The organism is Syntrophotaleaceae bacterium (assembly GCA_041390365.1).
GTDB lineage: Bacteria > Desulfobacterota > Desulfuromonadia > Desulfuromonadales > Syntrophotaleaceae > JAWKQB01.
The window spans coordinates 322,902-344,132 of sequence record JAWKQB010000003.1 but is presented as its reverse complement, the minus strand read 5'-3'; the positions used below and the strand labels follow the sequence as shown (position 1 = coordinate 344,132).

The following is a 21,231-nucleotide window of genomic DNA, read 5'->3' as shown; positions in this document are numbered from 1 at the left end:
ATAACCTTGACAGGAGGAAAAAATGAAAATGATTCTGCCGGTGGCGGGGAAGGGCACCCGCCTTCGTCCGCATACCCATACCAAGGCCAAGTCGCTGGTGCAGGTTGCGGGAAAAACCGTGCTGGAACATATCGTGGAACGCCTGCTGACCCTGTCTGCGGAGGAACTCGTTTTTATTACCGACGATAACGGCCAGCAGATCGAGCAATTCATGCAGCGGAAGTTCCCCGACCTGAAATGCAGTTATGTAGTCCAGCACGAAAGACTCGGTCCCGCCCATGCGGTGGCATTGGCAAAACCTCGCATCGAAGAGGGGGACGATGTCCTGGTGGTTTTCAACGATACCATTTTCGTAACCGATTTGAGGCGCATTCCCGAGCTCTGCCGGGAAGCCGACGGCCTGATCTATTCCAAGGAGGTCGAGGATTACCAGCGGTTCGGAGTCAACGTGCTCAAGGACGGTTTCATCGTAGACATGGTGGAAAAGCCCGATACCCCCGTATCCCGTCTGGCCCAGGTCGGCCTCTACTATCTGAAGGACGGGCGAAAGTTCATGGAGTATCTTGACCGGACCATTGGAGCCGGGGAGACGGTCAAAGGGGAATATTATCTGCCTTCGGTCTTCATGCGCATGATTCGGGACGGGATGAAATTCCGTGCTCCCGAAATCGACGACTGGCTGGATTGCGGCAAACCGGAAACCCTGCTTGAAACCAACCGCTTTCTGCTGCAGAACAGGCATTATTGCGGTGGGGAGACCATCGATACGGTGATCATCGAACCGGTGCACCTGGCCGAGGGAGCCCGAGTACGGGGCTCTATCCTCGGCCCCAACGTTTCGATAGCGGCCGGGACAGTGATCGAGGAGAGCATCATCAAGGATTCCATCATCAATGCCGAATGCCAGGTGTCCTGCATGAATCTGATGAGCAGCATTCTCGGGGACGAGGTAAGGCTGGTGGGCAATCCCCGACGGATGAACGTTGGAGATCATTCGCTGATCGAGATGGAATAGGGGAAGCTTGAGTCCAGCGGATAACCAATAATGTTTGACAGGAAAGGAATGACGGCTCCCGGATATGGAATCGGAGGGGCGGTCTGAGTGCAGATGATCAGTTTTCAGCAGATTTTGCCCTTTGTGCTGCCCCCCCTGCTGGGGGCATTTATCGGTTACGTTACGAATTACATCGCTATTCGGATGCTGTTCCGGCCTCTGAGGGCCTGGAGGCTTTTCGGAATCAGAATTCCGCTGACACCGGGAATCATCCCCTCCAAGCGCCATGAACTGGCGCAGAAAATGGGTGAGATGGTCGGCAGCCATCTCCTGACGGCAGAGGATGTCGGCCATGCCCTGGAGAAAGAAGCCTTCCGGCGGGAGCTGCAGCTGGCGGTGTCGGAAAAACTCGATGCTTTCCTGGATCGGGATCTGGGACCGGTGGCGACCCTGGTTCCGGAAAAATTCCGCGACCGCTTTCGGGACCTTGTCGAGGTGCTGCGCTGGCGGTCGGTCAAGGCGCTGTTCGAGTATCTGGAGAGCGAAGAATTCGAAAAAACCTTCCGCAGTTATCTGCAGCATCATCTGGATGAACTGCTGCAACGGAATCCTGCCAGTTACCTGTCCGGTCCAAAACGCCTCCTGCTGATGAGTCATGTCAACCGTCGTCTGGGCGCTCTGCTGGCTTCGGAAGAGATCGGCCGTGCCCTGGAGAGACTGATAGACGAGCAGTTGGGCAAGCTGCTGGAATCTCAACGTCCTCTCAAGGATTTGCTGCCGGCTGATCTGGTCGATGCCCTGCTGGCCCAGCTGGAGAAGGAAATTCCGGCACTGCTGGAACATTTCAGCGGGATGCTTTACGATCCCGATTTTCGTGAACGTTTGATTGTCAAGGCTCGGGAAGCCCTGGAAAAATTCCTGGGCTCCCTCGGCGGCATCAGCAATCTTCTCAAAGGTTTCATCAACGTCGACAAGCTGGCCGAACGCATTCCCGGCTTCCTGGATCAGGCCGGGGAGGAGATCGCGGCCTGGCTGCGGGAGGAAAAGACCCAGCAACAGGTGGCGGAACTGCTCCGCAGAAGGGTGGAAAACCTGCTGGATCGTCCGTTGAAAAGCTATGTTCAGGGTGTTCCCTACGAAAAGGTCTCCGGGGTGCGCCGCTATATCCGCTCGAGGGCGGTAGCCTGGGTGCAGGGCCCTTCGGCCGTGCAGACCCTGCAGGGTCTCCTGAACAGGGGGTTCGACGCCGTAAAGGACCGCTCCTTCGGCGAAATGCTCGAGCAGGTGCTGCCCTCCGGAGGGCTTGATCGGGCCCGGGAGATGCTGGCCGCCCGTCTGCTGGAAGCCATCCGCAGCCCGGCTCTGCGCCAGGGAATGGACAGGCTCCTGGCGGACAAGGCTGAACACTGGTTGTTCCGGCACCCTCTTGGCCGGCTTTCGTCGCGGGTTTCGGCCGATGTACAGATGGAGCTACAGGAGGGGCTGTTCCAGCAGCTCTGCGAAATTCTCAAGAAGGAAGTTCCGCCGCTGGTGGAAACCCTCAACATCCAGCGGGTGGTGGAGGAAAAGGTCAACAGCCTGGACATCCTCAAGGTGGAAAACCTGCTGATGGGCATCATGAAGGAACAGTTCAAGTATATCAATCTGTTTGGAGCCCTCCTGGGCGCTTTGATCGGCCTGATCAACCTGTTGGTGATCGGCCTGGGCTGAGACGGGAAAACTGTTCGTGCATTGAGCTGCAAAGCTGTTACAGGGAGGGAACCTGATGGAGGTGTGGCGCAGCCTTGCCGGGCTGCTCGGGCTGCTGGCCGTCGCCTGGCTGCTCAGCGAAAATCGTCGACGAATTCCGGTCAGAACCGCAGGCCTGGGGGTGCTTTTACAACTCGGAATAGCCCTTGTGCTTTTCAAGGTGCCAGCCTGTCGCAGTTTTTTTCTCGTCCTGAACGAAGCCATCCTCGCCCTGGATCGGGCCGCCACGGCAGGAACCAGCCTGGTGTTCGGTTTTCTTGGCGGCGCTCCCCTGCCTTATGTGGAAGCGGTTTCCGGGATGTCTTTCATCCTGGCCTTTCGGGCTCTGCCCCTGGTGCTGGTGGTCAGCGCTCTATCGGCTCTGCTGTTTCACTGGGGGATTCTGCAGAGAGTGGTGGGGATTTTTTCCTGGCTGCTGAGACGGGTGCTGACTGTAGGTGGGGCGGTGGCTGTAGCCGCCTCGGCCAATGTTTTCGTCGGCATGGTTGAAGCGCCCCTGCTGATACGCCCTTATCTGCAACGCATGTCCCGCAGCGAACTCTTTACCGTCATGGCCTGCGGGATGAGCACCATTGCCGGAACCGTCCTGGTCCTGTACGCCCGGGTTCTGCAGCCGGCGATCCCCGACGCCCTCGGCCATATTCTGACCGCTTCCCTGATCAGTGCTCCCGCTGCCATCGTCGTAGCTCAAATGATGATTCCGCCTCTGGAACCGGCCACCAATGGCGGACTGGCCGAAATCGAACCGGCCTCCGGGACCATGGATGCGGTGACCCGCGGCACGATCGAAGGTCTCAAGCTTCTGCTCAACATTGTCGCTCTGCTCATTGTCCTTGTCGCCCTGGTCCACCTGTCCAACGAGCTGCTTGGACTGCTGCCTTCCGTAGCCGGAGCTCCGCTGACCCTGCAGCGACTGCTTGGCTGGCTGCTGGCGCCTCTTGCCTGGCTGATCGGGGTTCCCTGGTCGGAAGCCCTTGCTGCCGGCGCTCTGCTCGGCACCAAAACCATCCTCAACGAATTGATCGCTTACCTCGATCTTGCCGCTCTGCCGCCGGGAGCGTTAAGCCCTCGCAGCCGGCTGATGATGATGTATGCTCTCTGCGGATTCGCGAATTTCGGGTCCCTGGGAATCATGCTGGGTGGTCTCGGAACCATGGTGCCGGAGCGGAGAACGGAGATAACCGCCCTGGGAGTGAAGTCGATTGTGGCGGGAACCCTGGCCACCTGCATGACGGGGGCGGTCGCCGGTATTTTTTATTCATGACCGGCGAAAAGAAATAACTTCCGGTCATGCTTTCCATTGAAATGGACGGGCAAAAATCAGGTAACCTGATTAGGCACTTTGGGCAAGATGTCCGATGAATGATCGATAGCGGGCGGCGACGGTTTCGGGCAGTCTTTTTTCGACTCCGATACCGTTACCGCCGGAACACATTGAGTCGAGCGGATTTCCAGCATGCGAAAATATCGCTATCCTCAACGCCGGGGTGACACATATCGATTACTGGTGGGAGGCGGGGAATTTTTCCCGGAAATGGAAAAGAGCATTGCCGAGGCCGAATGTCAGGTGCTGCTGGAGATGTATCTTTTCGAATCCGGCGGAGTGGCCGATCGTTTCATCCGGTTGTTGGTGGATGCCGTCCAACGCAATGTCAGGGTCTGCCTGATGCTGGATGCTTACGGCGCCCTTGCCTTGCGCAAAAGCGATCGGCAGCAACTGGTGGCGGGGGGCGTCGAGCTGACTTTTTACAATCCTCTGGGATTGAAGCGCTGGTCCCACAATCTGCTGCGCAACCACCGTAAACTGCTTCTGGTTGACGATCGGGTGGCCTTTACGGGGGGAGCGGGCATCACCGACTCCTTCGATCCCTCGCTGAACCCGTCCCATTGGCAGGATACCATGTTGGCCATCAGCGGTCCCAGCCTTCGGGATTGGCGGCATCTGTTCACCCAGACCTGGAACCGCTGGGCGGAAAGGTCCCTCGACCCCGGTCCTGTGAAACCTGCGCAGCCGCAGAACCCCGAAACCCTCGGCCGTGTGACGGCCGGACGGAGGGTGGGCAGCTCGGAGATCATGCGCTCCTATATCCGGCTGGTAAGACGGGCCAAACAGCGCATCTGGCTGGCCACCCCCTACTTCGTGCCCCCCTGGAAGCTGCGCAGGGCCTTGCGCAGGCAGGCGCGGCAAGGCCGGGATGTCCGCCTGCTTTTACCCGGGCCTTACACGGATCACCCGGCGGTGCGGATAATGGGAGGACGATTCTATCACCGGATGCTGGTCAACGGGGTACGGATCTTCGAATACCAGCCCCGCTTTCTGCATACCAAGATGCTGTTGTGCGATGCCTGGGTCAGCACCGGTTCCTGCAACGCCGACGGCTGGAACTATCGCTGGAACCTGGAGGCCAATCAGGAGGCCCGGGATGAGGATCTGGCTTTGCAGGTGGAAAGGATGTTCCATGAAGAGTTTGCCCAAAGCCGGGAAATCTTAGGTCAGGAGTGGGGCCGTCGGGGTTGGACCCGGCGTTTGCGGGAATGGTTCTGGGGACGGGTGGCCGCCTGGCTGGTCCGTTTCAGTGACCGGGACGGCAGCGGGCGCGGGCCGGATGGGCCGTAACAAGCCAAAAGCTCTCACCACAGAGCTCTGTGTCCTCTAGTGAGCGAAGCGTACATGTGGTGAAAAGCTTTCTGGGTTAGAGGCTGCGGAAGGCTCGCCGGGCCACATCGATAGTACGGTCCAGGTCCTCCTGGCTGTGAGCGATGCTGACGAAGCCGGCTTCGAACTGGGAAGGTGCCAGGTTGATGCCGTTCTCGAGCATGGCGCGGAAGAAACGGCCGAAAGTTTCGGTATCGCTCTTCGCCGCATCGGCAAAGGAGTGCACCGGGCCGGGGTGGAAGTAGGTGCACAGCATCGATCCGACCCGCTGCAGGCAGGTGGGCCGACTGCATTCCGAGGCGGCCTGCCGCAGCCCCTTTTCGAGGTAGGCGCTCTTTTCTTCCAGCCGTTCGTAGAAGCCATCCTCCTGCAGCAACTCCAAGGTGGCGAGCCCGGCGCTCATGGCCAGGGGATTGCCCGAAAGGGTTCCGGCCTGATAGACCGGCCCTTCCGGGGCCAGCCGGGCCATGATATCCTGCCTGCCGCCAAAGGCGCCGACCGGCAATCCTCCACCGAGAATCTTGCCGAGACAGACCAGATCGCCGAGTACCCCGTAAAGCTGCTGGGCTCCGCCATAGGCGAGCCTGAAACCGGTCATCACCTCGTCGACGATCAGCAGGATCTCCTCGCTGTCGCAAAGCTCCCGCAACCCTTGGAGAAATCCGGGCAGAGGCGGCACGCACCCCATGTTTCCGGCCACCGGTTCGAGAATGATGGCGGCCAGTTGCCCCCGATGGGCGGCCGCCAGTTCTCTGACCTGGTCGAGATCGTTGAAGCCGGCTGTCAGTGTATGGCGGGCGAAATCGGCCGGCACGCCCGGCGAGGTCGGAACCCCGAAAGTCGCGGCGCCGCTGCCGGCCTTGACCAGCAGACTGTCTGCGTGTCCGTGATAGCAGCCTTCAAATTTGAGAATTTTATCCCGGCCGGTAAAACCCCGGGCCAACCGGATGGCGCTCATGGTCGCCTCGGTTCCCGAGGAAACCATTCTCAGCCGCTCCATCTGCGGGAACGCCTTCCGCACCATTTCCGCCAATTTAATTTCTACCTCCGTCGGCGCGCCGAAAGAGGCGCCGCATGCAGCAGCTTGGGCGATGGCTTCAACAACCTTTGGATGACTGTGACCGAGAATCATCGGTCCCCAGGAGCCGACATAATCGACAAAAACATTCCCGTCCACATCCGTGATCTTGCTGCCGGAGGCGCTGCTGATGAAAAGCGGATCGCAGCCAACCGACCGGAAAGCCCGGACCGGGCTGTTGACCCCCCCGGGAATTACCTGGCGGGCACGGCCGAAAAGAGCTGCGGACTTGGCGTGATTCATGGCGTTTTTCTCCAATAAATAAATGGGACCTATAGGACGTATAGGTCCTATAGGTCCCATTGTTCAACATCCTACTGATTATGCAGGTTGTACTTCTTGATCTTCCGATGCAGGGTATTCCGTGCAATGCCGAGGGCTCGGGCGGCCTCGGTGATATTCCAGCGGTGCTGCACCAGGGTGCGTTTGATGGAGGCCGCCTCGGAATCCTTCAGGCACTCGGTGCCGAGGGAGGATATCCCTTTCTTTCGCATAATCGAGTAAAGACTGTTTTCGAGTCCGCGCAGGGAGTGGAGCAACTGCGTCAGTTCTCCGCTGGTCAGGCGTTCGAGCACTTCGGGTTTGCCGTAATGTTCCCAGAAGTTGTCAAGGGAAGGAACCCCGTCTGCCGGTAAGGACTGTCTAAGGGCTTTTCCTGTATTGGTAAAGGGGATCAGTTTCTTGCCGTTGGAAAGTTTTCCGGCGAAATGTTTCGGTTCAATGACGGGACCATCGCAAAGGGCCACGGCCTGACGGAGGGTGTTGGCCAGTTCGCGGATATTACCCGGCCAGTCATATTGACAGAGCATCTCCATGATTTCCGGCGATAAAGTCAGTCCGGGATTGAACTGATCGACGAAATACTCGGACAGCATGGGAATGTCTTCCCGGCGGGAGCGTAGCGGCGGAATTTCCAGCTTCACGACGTTGAGCCGATAGAAGAGGTCTTCGCGAATTTCCTTTCGCAGCATGGCTTGTTCAAGGTCGACGTTCGAGGCGGAAATAACCCGGACGTCGCAATGAACCATTTTTTCCCCGCCGAGGCGCATGAACTCCCCGGTTTCCAGTACCCGCAGCAGCTTGACCTGAATGGCCAGGCTGGATTCCCCGACCTCGTCGAGGAACAGGGTGCCGTTGTTGGCCAGCTCGAAGATCCCCCTCCGCATGCTTCCGGCTCCGGTAAACGATCCCCGCTCGTGGCCAAAAAGTTCGCTTTCAAGCAGGTTGTCGGCCAAGGCCCCGCAGTTGATGGGAATAAACATCTGATGAGAGCGCAGGGATGTTGCATGAATGAACCGGGCCAGCACCTCCTTGTCGGTTCCGGTCTCCCCCTGGATCAGGATGCTGATGTCCTTTTTTGCCAGCCGGTGTGCGAGGGAGGCCAGCTGCTGCATGGCGGTCGTTTTCCCCACCAGAAATCCCTGGGCCTTGGCCATTTCGCGCCAGCCCTCTTCCTCTCTCGGCTTTCCCTCCAGGGCCGAGGCGGCGGCTTCCTGGACCAGACGCTCGATTTCGGCGATGTCGTCGAAGGGTTTTTCGACATATTCGAAAGCGCCGAGCTGCATGGCCTTGACCGCTGTCTTGATAGTACTGAAGCCGGTCATGATGATAACTTCACAATGGGGTTGCCGATTCTTGATGTGGCGAAGCAGGGTAAGGCCATCCGTATCGGGAAGCTTCAGATCGATCATCGCCACCTGGAATTTCCTGCTGTCCAGCTCCCGCAGGGCATCCGCTTCATTGGTGGCCGTGGCGCAGCGATAGCCGTTGCGCAGCAGCAAACGTTGAAAGAAACTGCATACGGATTCCTCGTCGTCGATAATCAGAACATCAATCGAGCTCAATGGATACCTCTTTTCCGGACGGTTTCAAGGGCTGCTGCCATCATTCGTACACGCTTTGGCAGGCTCCCCGAGACCCGACCCCTTCGTTTTTTAACGGCAGCAGCAGGGAAAAAACGCTGCCTTCTCCAAAAGTGCTTTCCACTTCCAGCGTTCCGCCATGCGCCTGAGCGATGCCGAAACTGAGGGACAGGCCCAATCCGGTCCCTTTGGTCGCCTCCTTGCTGGTAAAGAAGGGAGTGAATATTTTCTGAAGATTCTCTTTTTCGATGCCCTGGCCGTTGTCGCGCACCGACACCACGGCCCAAACACCGTCGCGGCACTCCTTGAGAAAGGTTTCGAGTTGAATGGTTTTGGGTCCTTTGGTCTTATCCAGCGCATCGCGGGCATTGATCATGAGATTGGTCACGACCTGCTGGATCTGCAGGCCGTTGGCCATGATTCTGGGAAGGTCGGGAGCCAGGTTTTTAATGATCCGGATATCGCTCTTGTCGATCAGATAGTCGACCAGGGCCATGGCTCGCTCGATTTCCCGGTTAAGATCGGTTTCCGTCATCGGCACCTGATCCTGACGGGAAAAAGTGAGCAGATTTTTAATGATGCGTTTGCAGCGCAGACCACAGTTGGCAACCTCTTCCAGGGATTCGGCCAATTCCGCACGATCGACCCACTCGCAGCGGAGCAGCTGCGCGGTACCGATGATCGCTGTCAGCGGGCTGTTGAGCTCGTGAGCCACCCCGGCCGCCATTTCCCCGATGGCCGCGAGTCTTTCCGAATGCAGCAACCGGCTTTCCATCTGGCTCTTTTCGGTCACATCCTTGACCGTTTTGGTCATGGCCACCAGTTCGCCGTTGTCGCCCAATACTGGATAAAAAGCGAAGTCGAGCACTCTCTGAGTTTCTGTTTCTGCCCGGCGATAAACCGGTTCCCGGGTCTGCCGCAGGATGTCCATCGGGCAGTCGGGACAGGGGGTGTTGCGGCCGTAGAGGATCGCATGGCACTTTTCTCCAATGACGGCGGGTGCGGACTGAAGAACGATCTTCGGCAGGGGGCGGTTGTTTCGCAGCAAAAGTTTGTGATCGGTATCGATAAGGAGAATCGGGTCGGGCACCGCATTGAAGGTGGATTCCCAACCCTTTCTGGCGCGGGAAACATCCTCATAAAGCTGTGCATTCTGAATACTGATGACCAGTTGATCGCCCAGATGCTGCAGAAAATCAAGATCCTCCTGAGTGTAGGCGGCCGACTGAAAGCTTCCCACCAGCAGGATTCCCTTGGCCACCGACCGCTGCAGCAGAGGAATGACCACCAGTGAACGCAGTTGCTCGGCAATTGCAGGATTGGAGATGAAAAAGGGGTCCTCGGCCGGCAGCTTGGACAGCAGCAGAGGCGTTTTGCCCGAGAAGGGGGACCACAGGAAGGACTCCCGGCTTACGGGCTGATGCAGAAGATTATTGAAGGGCAGCAGGGTTTTGATCTGAAGTTCGCCGCTCTTCAGCATGGCCAGACCAAGCAACTCGCAGCGCAATGCGCGCGGCAGCAGCTTGAAGGTTTCCCTGATCATGTCTTCCACGGACATTTCCAGGTTGATGGCCCGGGACAGGCGATAGAGAATCTCCAGCCGGACATTTTGACGGCTGATCTCCTCGTTCCGCTTCTTCAGCTCGGCATAATAATTCAGTTTGGAGGCGTTGACACCCGTCAAATCCTCGATCAGCTTGTTCTGCCCGGTGAGCTTCTGATCCATGGTCCCCTCGACGATTGTGCTAGAGAGCTCTTCTAAACAAATCGAAAAGATCGTTTGGTGTCACCGCCCGGGGGTTGGTCAGTAGACAGGCGTCCTTCATGGTGTTTTCGATCAATTGGGGCAGCAGTTCCTCGGTCAATCCGAAATCCGAAAGGGTATGCTGCAGACCGATGTCCGCCGCTAGCCGTCGCACGGCCTGAATGGCCTGTTCGGCATCGGGAAGGTTTTCGCCGGAAAGGGACTCTTCGCCCATGGCTGCGGCCATCTCCCGGAATTGGCGCCGGCAATTGGGAAGATTGAATTCCATGACATGGGGCAGGAGCACGGCATCGGTCTCGCCATGATGGGTGTCGAGGAGTCCGTCCACCTGATGGGTCATGGCATGGCCGGCGCCGAATATGGCATTGGAAAAGGCGATGCCGGCATTGAGGCTGGCCAGGGCCATGTTGGAGTTGGCTTTCATGTCATCCCGATCGGACACTGCCTGACGGAGATTGGCGAAGATCAGCTCGATGGCATTCAGGGCGTGGAGATTGGTCAGGGGAGTCGCTGCAAGAGACACATAGGCTTCAATTGCATGGGTCAGGGCATCCATCCCGGTTGATGCCGCAAGCTGCGGGGTGACGGTGGTGAGCAGATCAGGGTCGATCACAGCGATATCTGGTATAAGCGATTTGGAGATGAAGGACATCTTCAAATGGCGCTCAAGGTCTGTGATCCTGGAAAATTGGGTGACTTCGGTGCCGGTGCCCGCGGTGGAGGGCGCCACGATCATCGGAGGCAGGGGGTTGCAGATCTTGTTGATGCCTTCATAACTGCGAAGAGAACCGTCATTGGTCGCCAGCATGGCGATAGCCTTGGCCATATCCGCGCAGCTTCCGCCGCCCACTGCAATAATCCCGTCGCATTTCGAGGAATGGTAGAGAGACAATCCCTCATGGACCTGGAAATCCTTCGGATTGGAAGAAACAGAAGAAAAAACGACGAATTTCAGCTCCGCCTTGTTCAGAAAGTGAAGGGTTTTTTCGACCCAGCCGGCCTCGATCAAGCCGGCATCGGAGACAACCAGCACCTTCGAAGCGCCGATACGGGCCGCACTTTCCCCGATATGCCGGAGGGCACCCGTTCCGAAGATGATTTCCGGAACAACAAATTTACTGATGTCCATAGCGAAATTCCGGAAAAAGGTTCGGCCTTCAACCAAAATGGACGATGACTCCGAGGAGGAAGTTCATGTTTCTAGGACCGATGGGACCGATCAGAGGCCGAAGCGGAAACCGGTCTGTCGCCACAGGTCATCGAGCGGGGAGCCTCCCCGCCGGATAAACATGACGTATACCATATAATGATTAAGGCAGCGAAGTCAAAAGGAATAGCAAATGCAGCGACGGGAAGGACTAAGGCATAAAGGGCACCCGATTTTGGGAAAAAGTTCTGTTATCCTTTCAACATATCCACATGGCTTCCAAGCAGATGGATATTCACCTTGTCTCCCGCATTGAAATGATCCCGGGATTCAGGCAGAAGCGCCAGGGCATCCGCCTTGACCATGGTTTTCAAAATTCCTGTATTTTGATCGCCGGAGCAGCTGACATAATATTTTCCTTCGCGGACTTCGACACTGACCCGCTGGAAGTTGAGAACTCCAAGGCGTTTTTTGTTCAGATCAGTCAGCAGGGTGGCCTCGATCAAAGGCTTCAGAACCCTTTCATGCCCCATCATCTTCAGCAGCGCAGGACGAACCAGTTCCTCGAAGGTGATCATGGTCGAAACCGGATTGCCGGGCAGGCAGAACAAGGGCTGCTTGCCGATCAGGCCGAAGGTCGTGGGGCGGCCGGGCTTAATATCGATTTTATTGAAGATGAATTCGGCTCCCAGTTCCTCCAGAACGTCCCGGACATAATCCCGGTCCCCGGTGGAAACGCCGGCGGACGTGATGAGTACGTCGGCTTTGAGCCCTTCACGCATTTTCTGGATATGGTCTTCCCGGTTGTCCCTGGCGATGCCGAGCATGGTTATATCGGCGCCGATTTCCTTGAGGGCAGCCGCCAGGGCCAGGGTATTGCTGTTGATGATCTTTTCATCCGTCAGCGATTCGCCAAGTTCGGCGAGCTCGTCCCCCGTCGACAGAACGGCCACCCGCACACGACGGAAAACCGAAACGAACACTTTGCCGAAGGAGGCCAGCATGCCGATTTCGGCCGGACGTAACACGGTGCCGGACGGGATGATGCATTCCCCTGCTTTTACATCCTCGGCCTGCAATCGGATGTGAGCCCCTTTTTTGACCGGGCTTTTGATTGTAACCCTCTGTTCGGATTCTTCCGTCTCCTCGACCGGAACGATGGCATCGGCACCGAAAGGCAATGGGGCTCCGGTCATTATTTTTATGGCTGTTCCGGGTTGCAGTTCCATGTCGGCGGTGGCACCGGCGGGAAGAAAGCCGACAACGCTCAGGGTCGCCCGCCCCTGGCAATCAGAGGCACGCACAGCGTAGCCGTCCATGGCCGAATTGGTCCAGCGGGGCATGTTCCAAGGGGCGGCGATATCCTGGGTAAGAACCCTTCCGGCCCCCTCAAGGAGGAATACCCGTTCCGTGCCCATCAGGGGAACACGTTCAAGAATTATTTTTCTTGCTTCTTCAAATCGTGGCATGAGGCCCTTTCTTTCCTGCTGGGGATACAGCGGAGAAGTCCAATGCCGGAACAGGCATGTTTGTTTCCGGGTCGGCGTCGGTATCGGGGTCGGTAACGAGAGGACTCCAGTAGTTGGATCATAACTAATGAAAGGAAAAGAATCGACCCCTATTCCGATACCGCCCGATTCGATTCTTTCCCTCTATTTTGACCTTCTGTATTTCCTTGTATTCTGCCAAATGGTGCGTCAATGGGCAATGACCCTGGGACATAATGCTCTTCACACTTAAAGTTTTTGCGGCGCCACTATTTCCAAAAATTGCAGGAAACGCATCTGATTTAGGAGAGAGAGCCCCTTCTGCCAAATTTCCATCTATAATGAAATCAGGTTTCATCGGAGAGGGCGTGTAAAATGGAGAAAGCCAGCAAGCTTGAATTCGATTGATTTCAGGATCGGGATCTGAGACCATGTTGCACTGATTTTTTCAATTGTTACGGTAAGGAACCTTAGGGGATCGAACGTCATTTTTGATCTCTTGGCCTTGAATAAGTTGGAAAGGTGTGAGATGTCGGAATTGGTATCCTGGCTTAAGAACCGCGCCCAGAATGGACTGTTGCTCTGGGCTGACCATCAGTCTGCCGCTCACCGTTTCGGTGTGAGCTATCGTGCAGTCGAAAAAGCGGCGCTGGAAAACGGCCTCCTTCCTGGTCGGTATCAGCGAAACCGCAGCATGATCTCACTTGAGGACCAGCTGAAACTTTTCAGAAGCAGGGTGGCGGTCATCGGATGCGGCGGCCTTGGCGGGTTCATTATCGAGGAACTGGCCCGGCTGGGTGTCGGCCAGATCGTTGCCGTTGATCCCGATGTTTTCGAAGAGCATAATCTGAACCGTCAGCTGCTAGCCACACCTGAATTTTTAGGACTCAAAAAGGTGGCTGCCGCAGCCCGGCGAATCGACCGCCTCAATCCATCCGTCGACCTGATTCCTGTTGCTGCCGCCTTCGGCAAGGCCAACGGGAAGGAGATACTTCAGGGAGCAAATGTCGCCGTTGACGGGCTGGATAGTATTGCCGTCCGCCTGGAATTGTCCCAGGTTTGCCGGGAGGAGGGAATTCCAATGGTTTACGGCTCTATTGCCGGCTGGTATGGTTACGTGGGCAGCCAATTCCCGGGAGAGGATACCGTCGAAAAGATTTTCTCCAATAGCGGTACCGAATGCGGATTGGAGAAAAAGCTCGGCAACCCCTCCTTTACCCCTGCTGTGGTTGCCAGTCTTGAGGTTGCCGAAGTCTGTAAAATTCTTCTTGATCGGGGAACCCCGGCTCGCAGGCGGTGCTTGTCCATCGACCTCCTCGACCTCGAATTTGTGGAAATAGAATGCTGACAGCAAAGTTGGATAGGGGGTAGGGGCTTCGGGAATCTTTGAAGCTCTGTCCTGTTTTCCTGATAGAAGCTTAGGAACCGGTTCGGCATCCGCCCTGCCGGTTGCTTTTTTCAAAATCGTATAGACGGGTAAAGTTGACTGAACCGCACGGTCTATGTTTAAATTTACCGAGTTTTAAGGTGAGAGAAATGGTTACCGCTTATCTGGCCTTGGGGGCAAATCTAGGCAACCGGAGGGCAAGTCTGGCTGGGGCCCGAAGGGCTCTTGCCAATAAACCGGGAATAAGGGTGGTTGCCAAATCCTGTCTCTATGAAACCGATCCCGTGGGCGGTCCGCCGGACCAGAAACAGTTTCTGAATGCCGTTCTCAAAATCGAGACGGAACTTGAGGCGGATAGATTACTGGAAACCTGTCTGGAGGTGGAAAAACAGTTCGGTAGACGCCGGGTCGGGCACTGGGGTCCTCGCACCCTGGATGTTGATCTTCTGTTCTACGGTTCTGAAGTTTTCAGCAAGAAACAATTGACCGTTCCCCATCCCCGCCTTCATGAACGGGCTTTTGTCCTGGCGCCTCTGCTTGATGTCGCCCCTGGATTGAGGCATCCTGTGCTCAATCGCACCATCAACGAACTGTACCGGCAGTTGCCTTCAAGCAGGGGTGTAGAACGTCTCTGCGATAGCTGGTGATCGGATGTTTTTGCGTGTCCTTCAACTCCTGCTGGCCGCCTGGCTGATCTATATTCTATGGCGGCTTTTTTTCCGTGCGGCCATCTCGGGGCACAGCCCGAGGGAGCCTGAAAAATCGTTCGAGGGGGAAGATATGGTCCAGGACCCCCAGTGTGGCACTTATGTCCCTGTCAGTCTCGCACTGAAGAAGACGATTGATGGTCGACCGTTCTTTTTTTGTTCTGAGGAGTGCAGGAAGGCATACAAACCCCCGGTCGACGCCTCTCACGATACAGATTAAACCTCAGCGAAAAAAGACCTTCACCATTTTCAAAGGAACCTGACAATGAAATTTTTTATCGATACGGCTGATGTGGAAGAAATACGTGCTGCCCACGAGATGGGGCTGGTGGATGGGGTTACGACAAATCCCTCCCTTGTCGCCAAAAGTGGCCGCGACTTCAAGGAAGTGATCACCGAAATCACGACCATTGTTGATGGTCCGATTTCTGCCGAAGTGATCGCCCTCGATGCTCCGGGCATGCTCAAGGAAGCCCGTGAACTGGCCAAAATACATTCCAATATTGTCGTCAAGGTCCCGATGACCGGCGACGGCCTCAAAGCGACCCGCCAACTGGCGGAAGAAAACATCGGTGTCAACATGACCCTGGTCTTTTCCCCCTTGCAGGCTTTGCTTGCAGCCAAAGCCGGTGCGGCCTATATTTCGCCCTTCGTCGGGCGGCTTGATGATGTGGGGCATGACGGCATGGAGGGCGTTGAGCAGATCAAGACCATTCTTGACAATTACGGCTATCCTTCAGAAATCATCGTCGCTTCCGTGCGCAGTCCGCTCCATGTGCTGAATGCTGCGCTGGTCGGAGCCGATATCTGCACCATCCCCTTCAGCGTGCTCAAGCAACTGGTCAAGCATCCCTTGACCGACGTTGGTATTGAAAAGTTTCTGGCGGACTGGAAAAAGGGGCTTAAGTAGGGAAACTCCTGCAGACCGGGGGAAGTCCTAACCTGAAAAGTCAAGGATGTAAAAGCCATGAATATCCACGAATATCAGGCCAAGGCATTGTTTCGCCGATACGGCATTCCGGTTCCGGAAGGGGAGGTCGTTCAGAGTGCGGAAGAGGCGGAGTGCCTGGCCGCACGTTTTTCAGGGCGCTGTGCCCTCAAGGCTCAGGTCTATGCCGGAGGGCGCGGCAAGGGCGGTGGAATCCGCCTGGTGGCAACACCGGCAGAGGCGAGAGATGTTGCTGCACAAATGCTCGGCAAACAACTGGTGACACCCCAGACTGGCCCACAGGGTTTACCGGTCGAGAAACTCCTGGTCGAGAAGGCGGAGGACATCGATCGGGAGTATTATCTGTCCGTTGCCCTGGATCGGGGCGCGGGACGATATTCGGTAATCGCGTCGGCAGCCGGTGGGGTCGATATCGAAACAACCGCCCGTTTCTCCCCGGAAAAAATTCATCGCCAGCTGATCGACCCCTTTCTGGGCCTACGCTCTTTTCAGGCCCGCCGCATCGCCCTTGCCTTGGGCTTTAGCGGAAAGCAGGCCGAGTCCTGTGTCGGCCTGATACAGGCTCTCTATCGCTGTTTTCTGGAAAACGATTGCTCCCTGGCGGAGGTGAATCCGTTGGTTGTCACCAAAGACGGTCGCCTGCTGGCGATGGACGCCAAAATCAATTTCGACGACAATGCCCTTTTTAGGCATCAGGAAGAGCAGAACATGCTCGATCATGCACAGCTCGATCCCCTGGAAGTGCAGGCCGGAAAATTCGATATCGCCTATATCAAGATGGACGGCAACATCGGATGCCTGGTCAATGGTGCCGGATTGGCGATGGCGACCCTCGACATGCTGCAGGAGTCCGGCGGTCAACCGGCCAATTTTCTTGATGTCGGCGGCGGAGCAAGCCGCGAAAAAATTGCCGAAGCTTTTCGCATCATCCTTCAGGATCGTGACGTGGAAGGGGTTTTCGTCAATATTTTCGGTGGCATCATGCGGTGTGATATCGTCGCCAACGGCATTATCGATGCGGCGGGAGAGGGCGGATGCAACCTGCCGATCGTGGTTCGCATGGCCGGCTCCCAGGTTGAGGACGGCAAACGCCTGCTGAATGATTCGGGTTTGAACGTGACCTGTGTCGACAGCCTGGGCGATGGGGCGGCCCGAATCGTGGAGCGGCTTGCCCTGGACTTGGAGTAGGTTTTTCGGGGTCGGCGTCGGTATCGGGATCATAACTTTTTCGACCCCCATTCCGATACCGATAGCGAGCCCGATTTTTCAAAATCTGGCAGGGAGACAAGATGTCCATCCTGATTGACAACCGGTCCCGCATCCTGGTGCAGGGGATTACTGGCCGCGCCGGGCTTTTTCATGCAATGCGCTGCCGGGAGTATGGCAGCTGTGTGGTCGGCGGGGTGACCCCCGGCAAGGGGGGGACCAGCATCGAAGGTTTTCCCGTAGCGGATACCGTCGAACAAGCTGTCGGTGAATGGGGTGCCGACGTATCAATGATCTTTGTCCCTCCGCCGGCGGCAGCCGATGCCATTCTCGAGGCCGAAGAAGCGGGAATCAAACTGGCCGTCTGCATTACCGAGGGTATTCCCGTTCGGGACATGGTGCCGGTCAGGAAGTTATTGGAAACCAGCAGCATGCGGCTCATCGGCCCCAATTGTCCCGGGGTCATCACTCCTGGTCAATGCAAGGTTGGCATCATGCCCGGCGACATTCATTGTCTTGGAACGATCGGCGTGGTTTCCCGCAGCGGCACCCTGACCTATGAGGCGGTTCAGCAGTTGACCGATGCCGGTTTGGGTCAATCGACCTGTGTGGGGATTGGGGGCGATCCGATCATCGGTACCGGATTCATTGACATTCTGCGCATGTTCAATGAGGATCCGGGAACCGAGGGGGTTTTCATGATCGGGGAAATCGGCGGCAGCGCCGAGGAGGAGGCGGCAGAATGGATTCAGCGGCACATGACCAAGCCGGTGGCCGCGTTCATTGCCGGAGTGACTGCTCCCCCCGGCAAGCGCATGGGTCATGCCGGAGCCATCGTGAGCGGTGGCCGGGGTCGGGCGCGAGACAAGATCGAGGCCCTTGCCGGCAGCGGAGTCGAAATAGCGGTCAGCCCCGCCCGGATGGCCGAAGCCATGCTGCAGGCCCTGATACACAGCGGGCGCCGGCCGGCCGGTTGACTTGCGGCCGAGGCAACCTTATCATGAAGGCTGGCTGTTAAAGGTATCATATATGACGAGCCGTAATTCAGGCTGAGAAACGGATTGAAAAGCTATGGCGATCCTGGAAATAAGAGTTTATCCCGATCCGGTGCTGAAAGAGAAGGCCGCACCGGTAGCAGAAATCGATGAAGGCATAAGAACCCTGGCCAGGGACATGGCGGAAACCATGTATGCGGCCCCCGGGGTGGGCCTGGCTGCAACCCAGGTGGGAATATCCAAACGCCTTGCCGTGCTTGACTGTTCTCCCAAGGAAGGGCCGCGAGAGCTGATCACTGCAATCAATCCCCAGATATTAGTCGTGGAAGGGGAGTCCCTCGAGGAAGAGGGGTGCCTTTCGGTGCCCGGATTCTATGCCCCTGTGCACCGCGCGGCCAAGGTGCGCGTCCGTTATCAGGACCTGGATGGGAAGCTGGTGGAACGCGATGCCGAGGGTCTGCTGGCCGTGGCTTTCCAGCATGAAATCGACCACCTGGACGGGATCCTGTTTGTGGATCATCTGTCCTCGTTGAAGAGGGGAATGTTTCGCAAAAAGTATCAGAAGCTCAGACAGCAGGAGGAGCAGCGACTTTGATCAGGCCGGAGGGGTTACGTACCGTGTTCATGGGCACGCCGGATTTTGCGCTGCCTACCCTTGAGGGCCTCGTAGAGGCGGGCGTTTCTGTCTGCGCTGTCTACACCCAGCCTGACCGCCCGAGTGGCCGGGGAAAAAAGCTGACGGCACCTCCGGTCAAGGAACTGGCCTGCAGGCTCGGCATTCCCGTGCATCAGCCGGGACGTCTGCGCGACCCGGCAGTGATCGAGGAGCTGCGGCAGATTTCTCCAGATCTGATCGTGGTGGTGGCTTATGGGCAGATCCTGCCGAAAAGCGTCCTGGAGATCCCCCGCTTCGGCTGCATCAACGTGCATGCCTCCCTGCTGCCCCGTTATCGCGGAGCTGCGCCGATCAACAAGGCGGTGATGGACGGGGAACAGGTTACCGGAGTCACCACCATGTTGATGGATGTGGGCCTTGATACTGGAGACATTCTGGTCAAGCGGGCCACTGAGATCGGCCCTGATGAAACCGCCGGTGAACTGCACGACCGCCTGGCGCTGCTGGGCCGGGAAGCCATGGAAGAAACACTGCAGCGGCTTGTCGCCGGTAAATTGACCAGGGAGCCGCAGGATGACCGGCTCAGCTCCTACGCGCCCATGCTGAAAAAAGAAGACGGGCTGGTGGACTGGGAACAGGATGCCCGCTCACTGCACAATCTGGTGCGGGGACTGAATCCCTGGCCCGGGGCCTTTACCTATCTGCAGGGTGAAATGTTGAAAATTAGCGGCACCTCGGTGGAAAACGGTTCGGGAGGTGCCCCTGGAACAATCCAGGAAGCCGGGCCGGACGGGATCCGAATCGCCTGCGGCCAAGGTGTTCTGCGGGTCCGGGAACTTCAGCTTCCGGGGAAAAAACGTTTGTCTGTCGCCGACTTTCTTCGCGGTCGGCCCCTGCCGGCGGGCATCCGCCTGGGAGATTGATGTGAGTAACGCCTGTTGTACTGAGAAGGCTTACGGATCTTCGCAGGCGGTTTTTCTCGGGGTCCTGGCCATTATCGGATTGCTGCTGCTGCTACTGTCCTTTTTTGTCTGGTGGGTTCCGAGCATAGGGCTGGCCAATATTCATCCCCAGCTGCCCCGCTGGTTTGGCATACTGCTGGGGGTCGGCGTCATTGCTATCCTCACCGTTCTGCTGCTGTTGGGCCTGACTCTGGTCAGCGGCAAAGACCTTTTCTTTTCCAGGCGCCTTCGCGGCCTGGCCATTAAATATCTGCTGCCCGCTATCATTGGCATAGGGCAGGTCCTGGGTGTGGATCGGGATTCCCTGCAGCGTTCCTTTATTTCCTTGAACAACAAGCTGGTACGGGGACGCGGCTTGCGTGTCCCGGCCAGCCAGGCCATCATCCTGCTGCCCCATTGCCTGCAACTGCATGATTGTCCGATCAAGGTTACCGGAGACATCGAAAAATGTATACGCTGCGGCAAATGCTGCATCGGGGGATTGGCGGAACTGGCCAAGGAACGGGGTATCTCCATTGCCGTTGCCACCGGAGGAACCCTTGCGCGCAAGATTTTGACGGAAAAACGGCCCCGCTTCGTGCTGGCGGTGGCCTGCGAAAGGGACCTGACGGCGGGCATCCGCGATGCCTATCCCCTGCCGGTGATCGGTGTTTTCAACCAGCGCCCCGCAGGTCCCTGCTATAATACCCATATCGACCTTGCTGATGTTCGCAAGGCCCTCGATGAGCACGTCATTTCCTGAAAAGATACTCCTGGAGGAGTTGCAAACCCATGAACCTGTTTCGAACGATTCTGCTGATGACGGTCCTGACCCTTCTTCTGGTTTGGGCCGGAGGAATGATAGGTGGACAGAATGGGGCTTTGATCGCCCTGATTTTGGCCGGAGTGATGAATCTGGGCTCCTACTGGTTTTCGGATAAAATCGTGATCCGGATGTATCGGGGACGGCAGGTGGAAAGCGGTCCGCTTTACGAGGTCGTGCGGGAGATTTGCCAGCGCAACGCCCTGCCCATGCCCCGCGTCTACATGCTGCCCCAGACCACTCCAAACGCCTTTGCCACTGGACGCAACCCCCAGCACGCCGCTGTTGCTGCCACCGAGGGGATTTTGCAGATTCTCAGCCGCGAAGAGCTGATGGGAGTCATGGCCCATGAAATGAGCCATGTCAAACACCGGGACATCCTGATCGGCTCGATCGCCGCAACCATCGCCGGGGCCATTTCCTACCTGGCGCACATGGCTCAGTGGGCGGCTATTTTCGGCGGTTTTGGAGGGCGGGACGATGACGACGGCAATCCCATCGGAATGCTGTTGTTGATCATCTTCGCACCGCTGGCAGCCATGCTGGTGCAGATGGCCATATCCCGCTCCCGGGAATACGAGGCCGACCGGGCAGGCGCCAGACTTTGCGGCAACCCGTTCTATCTCTCCAGCGCCCTGCGGAAACTGGATGCGGCCAACTCACGGCATCCGATGCCAAGGGTCAATGAAGCCACGGCTCATATGTTTATCGTCAACCCCCTGCGAGGGGGAGGGCTGACCAGTCTGTTTTCCACGCATCCGCCGATGGCCGAGCGGATTCGTCGCTTGGAAAGTATGACCATAGGCTGAGCGCCTGCCGCACAGGGCTCAAATACCATCAGCGGGGGCATGTCATCATGCCCCCGTGTT

The 21,231-nt window shown here is 57.3% G+C and carries 18 protein-coding genes; 13 read left to right on the top strand and 5 right to left on the bottom strand.

The window, feature by feature from the left end; translation table 11 throughout:
* Nucleotides 1–22: 22 nt before the first annotated feature.
* From R2940_13965 to R2940_13950, 4 genes are all read left to right on the top strand, one after another.
* The gene (locus R2940_13965) at nt 23–1,015 is read left to right on the top strand and encodes a sugar phosphate nucleotidyltransferase (GenBank protein ID MEZ4600889.1); all 993 of its coding nucleotides are present in this window, start codon (nt 23–25) and stop codon (nt 1,013–1,015) included.
* Between the two features lie 93 nt (nt 1,016–1,108).
* On the top strand, nt 1,109–2,704 hold the full coding sequence (locus tag R2940_13960) for a DUF445 family protein (protein MEZ4600888.1): 1,596 nt from the start codon (nt 1,109–1,111) through the stop codon (nt 2,702–2,704).
* 55 nt (nt 2,705–2,759) lie between these two features.
* Entirely contained in the window at nt 2,760–4,007 is a 1,248-nt protein-coding gene (locus R2940_13955) for a nucleoside transporter C-terminal domain-containing protein (protein ID MEZ4600887.1), read from the top strand.
* Nucleotides 4,008–4,199: 192 nt separating this feature from the next.
* On the top strand, nt 4,200–5,360 hold the full coding sequence (locus tag R2940_13950) for a phosphatidylserine/phosphatidylglycerophosphate/cardiolipin synthase family protein (GenBank protein MEZ4600886.1): 1,161 nt from the start codon (nt 4,200–4,202) through the stop codon (nt 5,358–5,360).
* A 76-nt stretch (nt 5,361–5,436) separates the two neighbouring features.
* Here the strand turns inward: R2940_13950 and hemL are convergent, their stop codons facing one another.
* The 5 genes from hemL to R2940_13925 form a co-directional block, all read right to left on the bottom strand.
* Complete coding sequence (gene hemL, locus R2940_13945; protein MEZ4600885.1) at nt 5,437–6,720, bottom strand: glutamate-1-semialdehyde 2,1-aminomutase; 1,284 nt, start codon at nt 6,718–6,720, stop codon at nt 5,437–5,439.
* Between the two features lie 71 nt (nt 6,721–6,791).
* Nucleotides 6,792–8,321: a sigma-54 dependent transcriptional regulator gene (locus R2940_13940; protein ID MEZ4600884.1), complete on the bottom strand. Its 1,530-nt coding sequence runs from the start codon at nt 8,319–8,321 to the stop codon at nt 6,792–6,794.
* A 40-nt stretch (nt 8,322–8,361) separates the two neighbouring features.
* On the bottom strand, nt 8,362–10,065 hold the full coding sequence (locus R2940_13935; protein ID MEZ4600883.1) for an ATP-binding protein: 1,704 nt from the start codon (nt 10,063–10,065) through the stop codon (nt 8,362–8,364).
* A 19-nt stretch (nt 10,066–10,084) separates the two neighbouring features.
* On the bottom strand, nt 10,085–11,233 hold the full coding sequence (locus R2940_13930) for an iron-containing alcohol dehydrogenase (protein MEZ4600882.1): 1,149 nt from the start codon (nt 11,231–11,233) through the stop codon (nt 10,085–10,087).
* Nucleotides 11,234–11,502: 269 nt separating this feature from the next.
* Entirely contained in the window at nt 11,503–12,720 is a 1,218-nt protein-coding gene (locus R2940_13925; GenBank protein MEZ4600881.1) for a molybdopterin molybdotransferase MoeA, read from the bottom strand.
* 547 nt (nt 12,721–13,267) lie between these two features.
* On the opposite strand from R2940_13925, the gene R2940_13920 reads away from it, so the two are divergent.
* The 9 genes from R2940_13920 to htpX all read left to right on the top strand — a co-directional run bounded on the left by R2940_13920 (nt 13,268) and on the right by htpX (nt 21,171).
* Nucleotides 13,268–14,086 carry a HesA/MoeB/ThiF family protein gene (locus tag R2940_13920; GenBank protein MEZ4600880.1) on the top strand — a complete coding sequence of 273 codons (819 nt, stop codon included), beginning with the start codon at nt 13,268–13,270 and terminating at the stop codon, nt 14,084–14,086.
* Nucleotides 14,087–14,274: 188 nt separating this feature from the next.
* A complete protein-coding gene (gene folK, locus R2940_13915; GenBank protein ID MEZ4600879.1) occupies nt 14,275–14,772 on the top strand; it encodes a 2-amino-4-hydroxy-6-hydroxymethyldihydropteridine diphosphokinase in 498 nt (165 codons plus the stop codon).
* A 325-nt stretch (nt 14,773–15,097) separates the two neighbouring features.
* Nucleotides 15,098–15,742, top strand: a complete 645-nt coding sequence (gene fsa, locus R2940_13910; protein MEZ4600878.1) for a fructose-6-phosphate aldolase — start codon at nt 15,098–15,100, stop codon at nt 15,740–15,742.
* A 57-nt stretch (nt 15,743–15,799) separates the two neighbouring features.
* Nucleotides 15,800–16,969: an ADP-forming succinate--CoA ligase subunit beta gene (gene sucC, locus R2940_13905; GenBank protein MEZ4600877.1), complete on the top strand. Its 1,170-nt coding sequence runs from the start codon at nt 15,800–15,802 to the stop codon at nt 16,967–16,969.
* Between the two features lie 101 nt (nt 16,970–17,070).
* Nucleotides 17,071–17,964 carry a succinate--CoA ligase subunit alpha gene (sucD, locus tag R2940_13900; GenBank protein MEZ4600876.1) on the top strand — a complete coding sequence of 298 codons (894 nt, stop codon included), beginning with the start codon at nt 17,071–17,073 and terminating at the stop codon, nt 17,962–17,964.
* 94 nt (nt 17,965–18,058) lie between these two features.
* Entirely contained in the window at nt 18,059–18,577 is a 519-nt protein-coding gene (gene def / locus R2940_13895) for a peptide deformylase (GenBank protein MEZ4600875.1), read from the top strand.
* Nucleotides 18,574–19,521: a methionyl-tRNA formyltransferase gene (gene fmt, locus R2940_13890; GenBank protein MEZ4600874.1), complete on the top strand. Its 948-nt coding sequence runs from the start codon at nt 18,574–18,576 to the stop codon at nt 19,519–19,521. Before def ends, fmt begins: the two co-directional genes overlap by 4 nt.
* Nucleotide 19,522: 1 nt before the next feature.
* Nucleotides 19,523–20,302, top strand: a complete 780-nt coding sequence (locus R2940_13885) for a DUF116 domain-containing protein (GenBank protein MEZ4600873.1) — start codon at nt 19,523–19,525, stop codon at nt 20,300–20,302.
* A gap of 29 nt (nt 20,303–20,331) precedes the next feature.
* On the top strand, nt 20,332–21,171 hold the full coding sequence (htpX, locus tag R2940_13880; protein ID MEZ4600872.1) for a zinc metalloprotease HtpX: 840 nt from the start codon (nt 20,332–20,334) through the stop codon (nt 21,169–21,171).
* Nucleotides 21,172–21,231 lie beyond the last annotated feature (60 nt).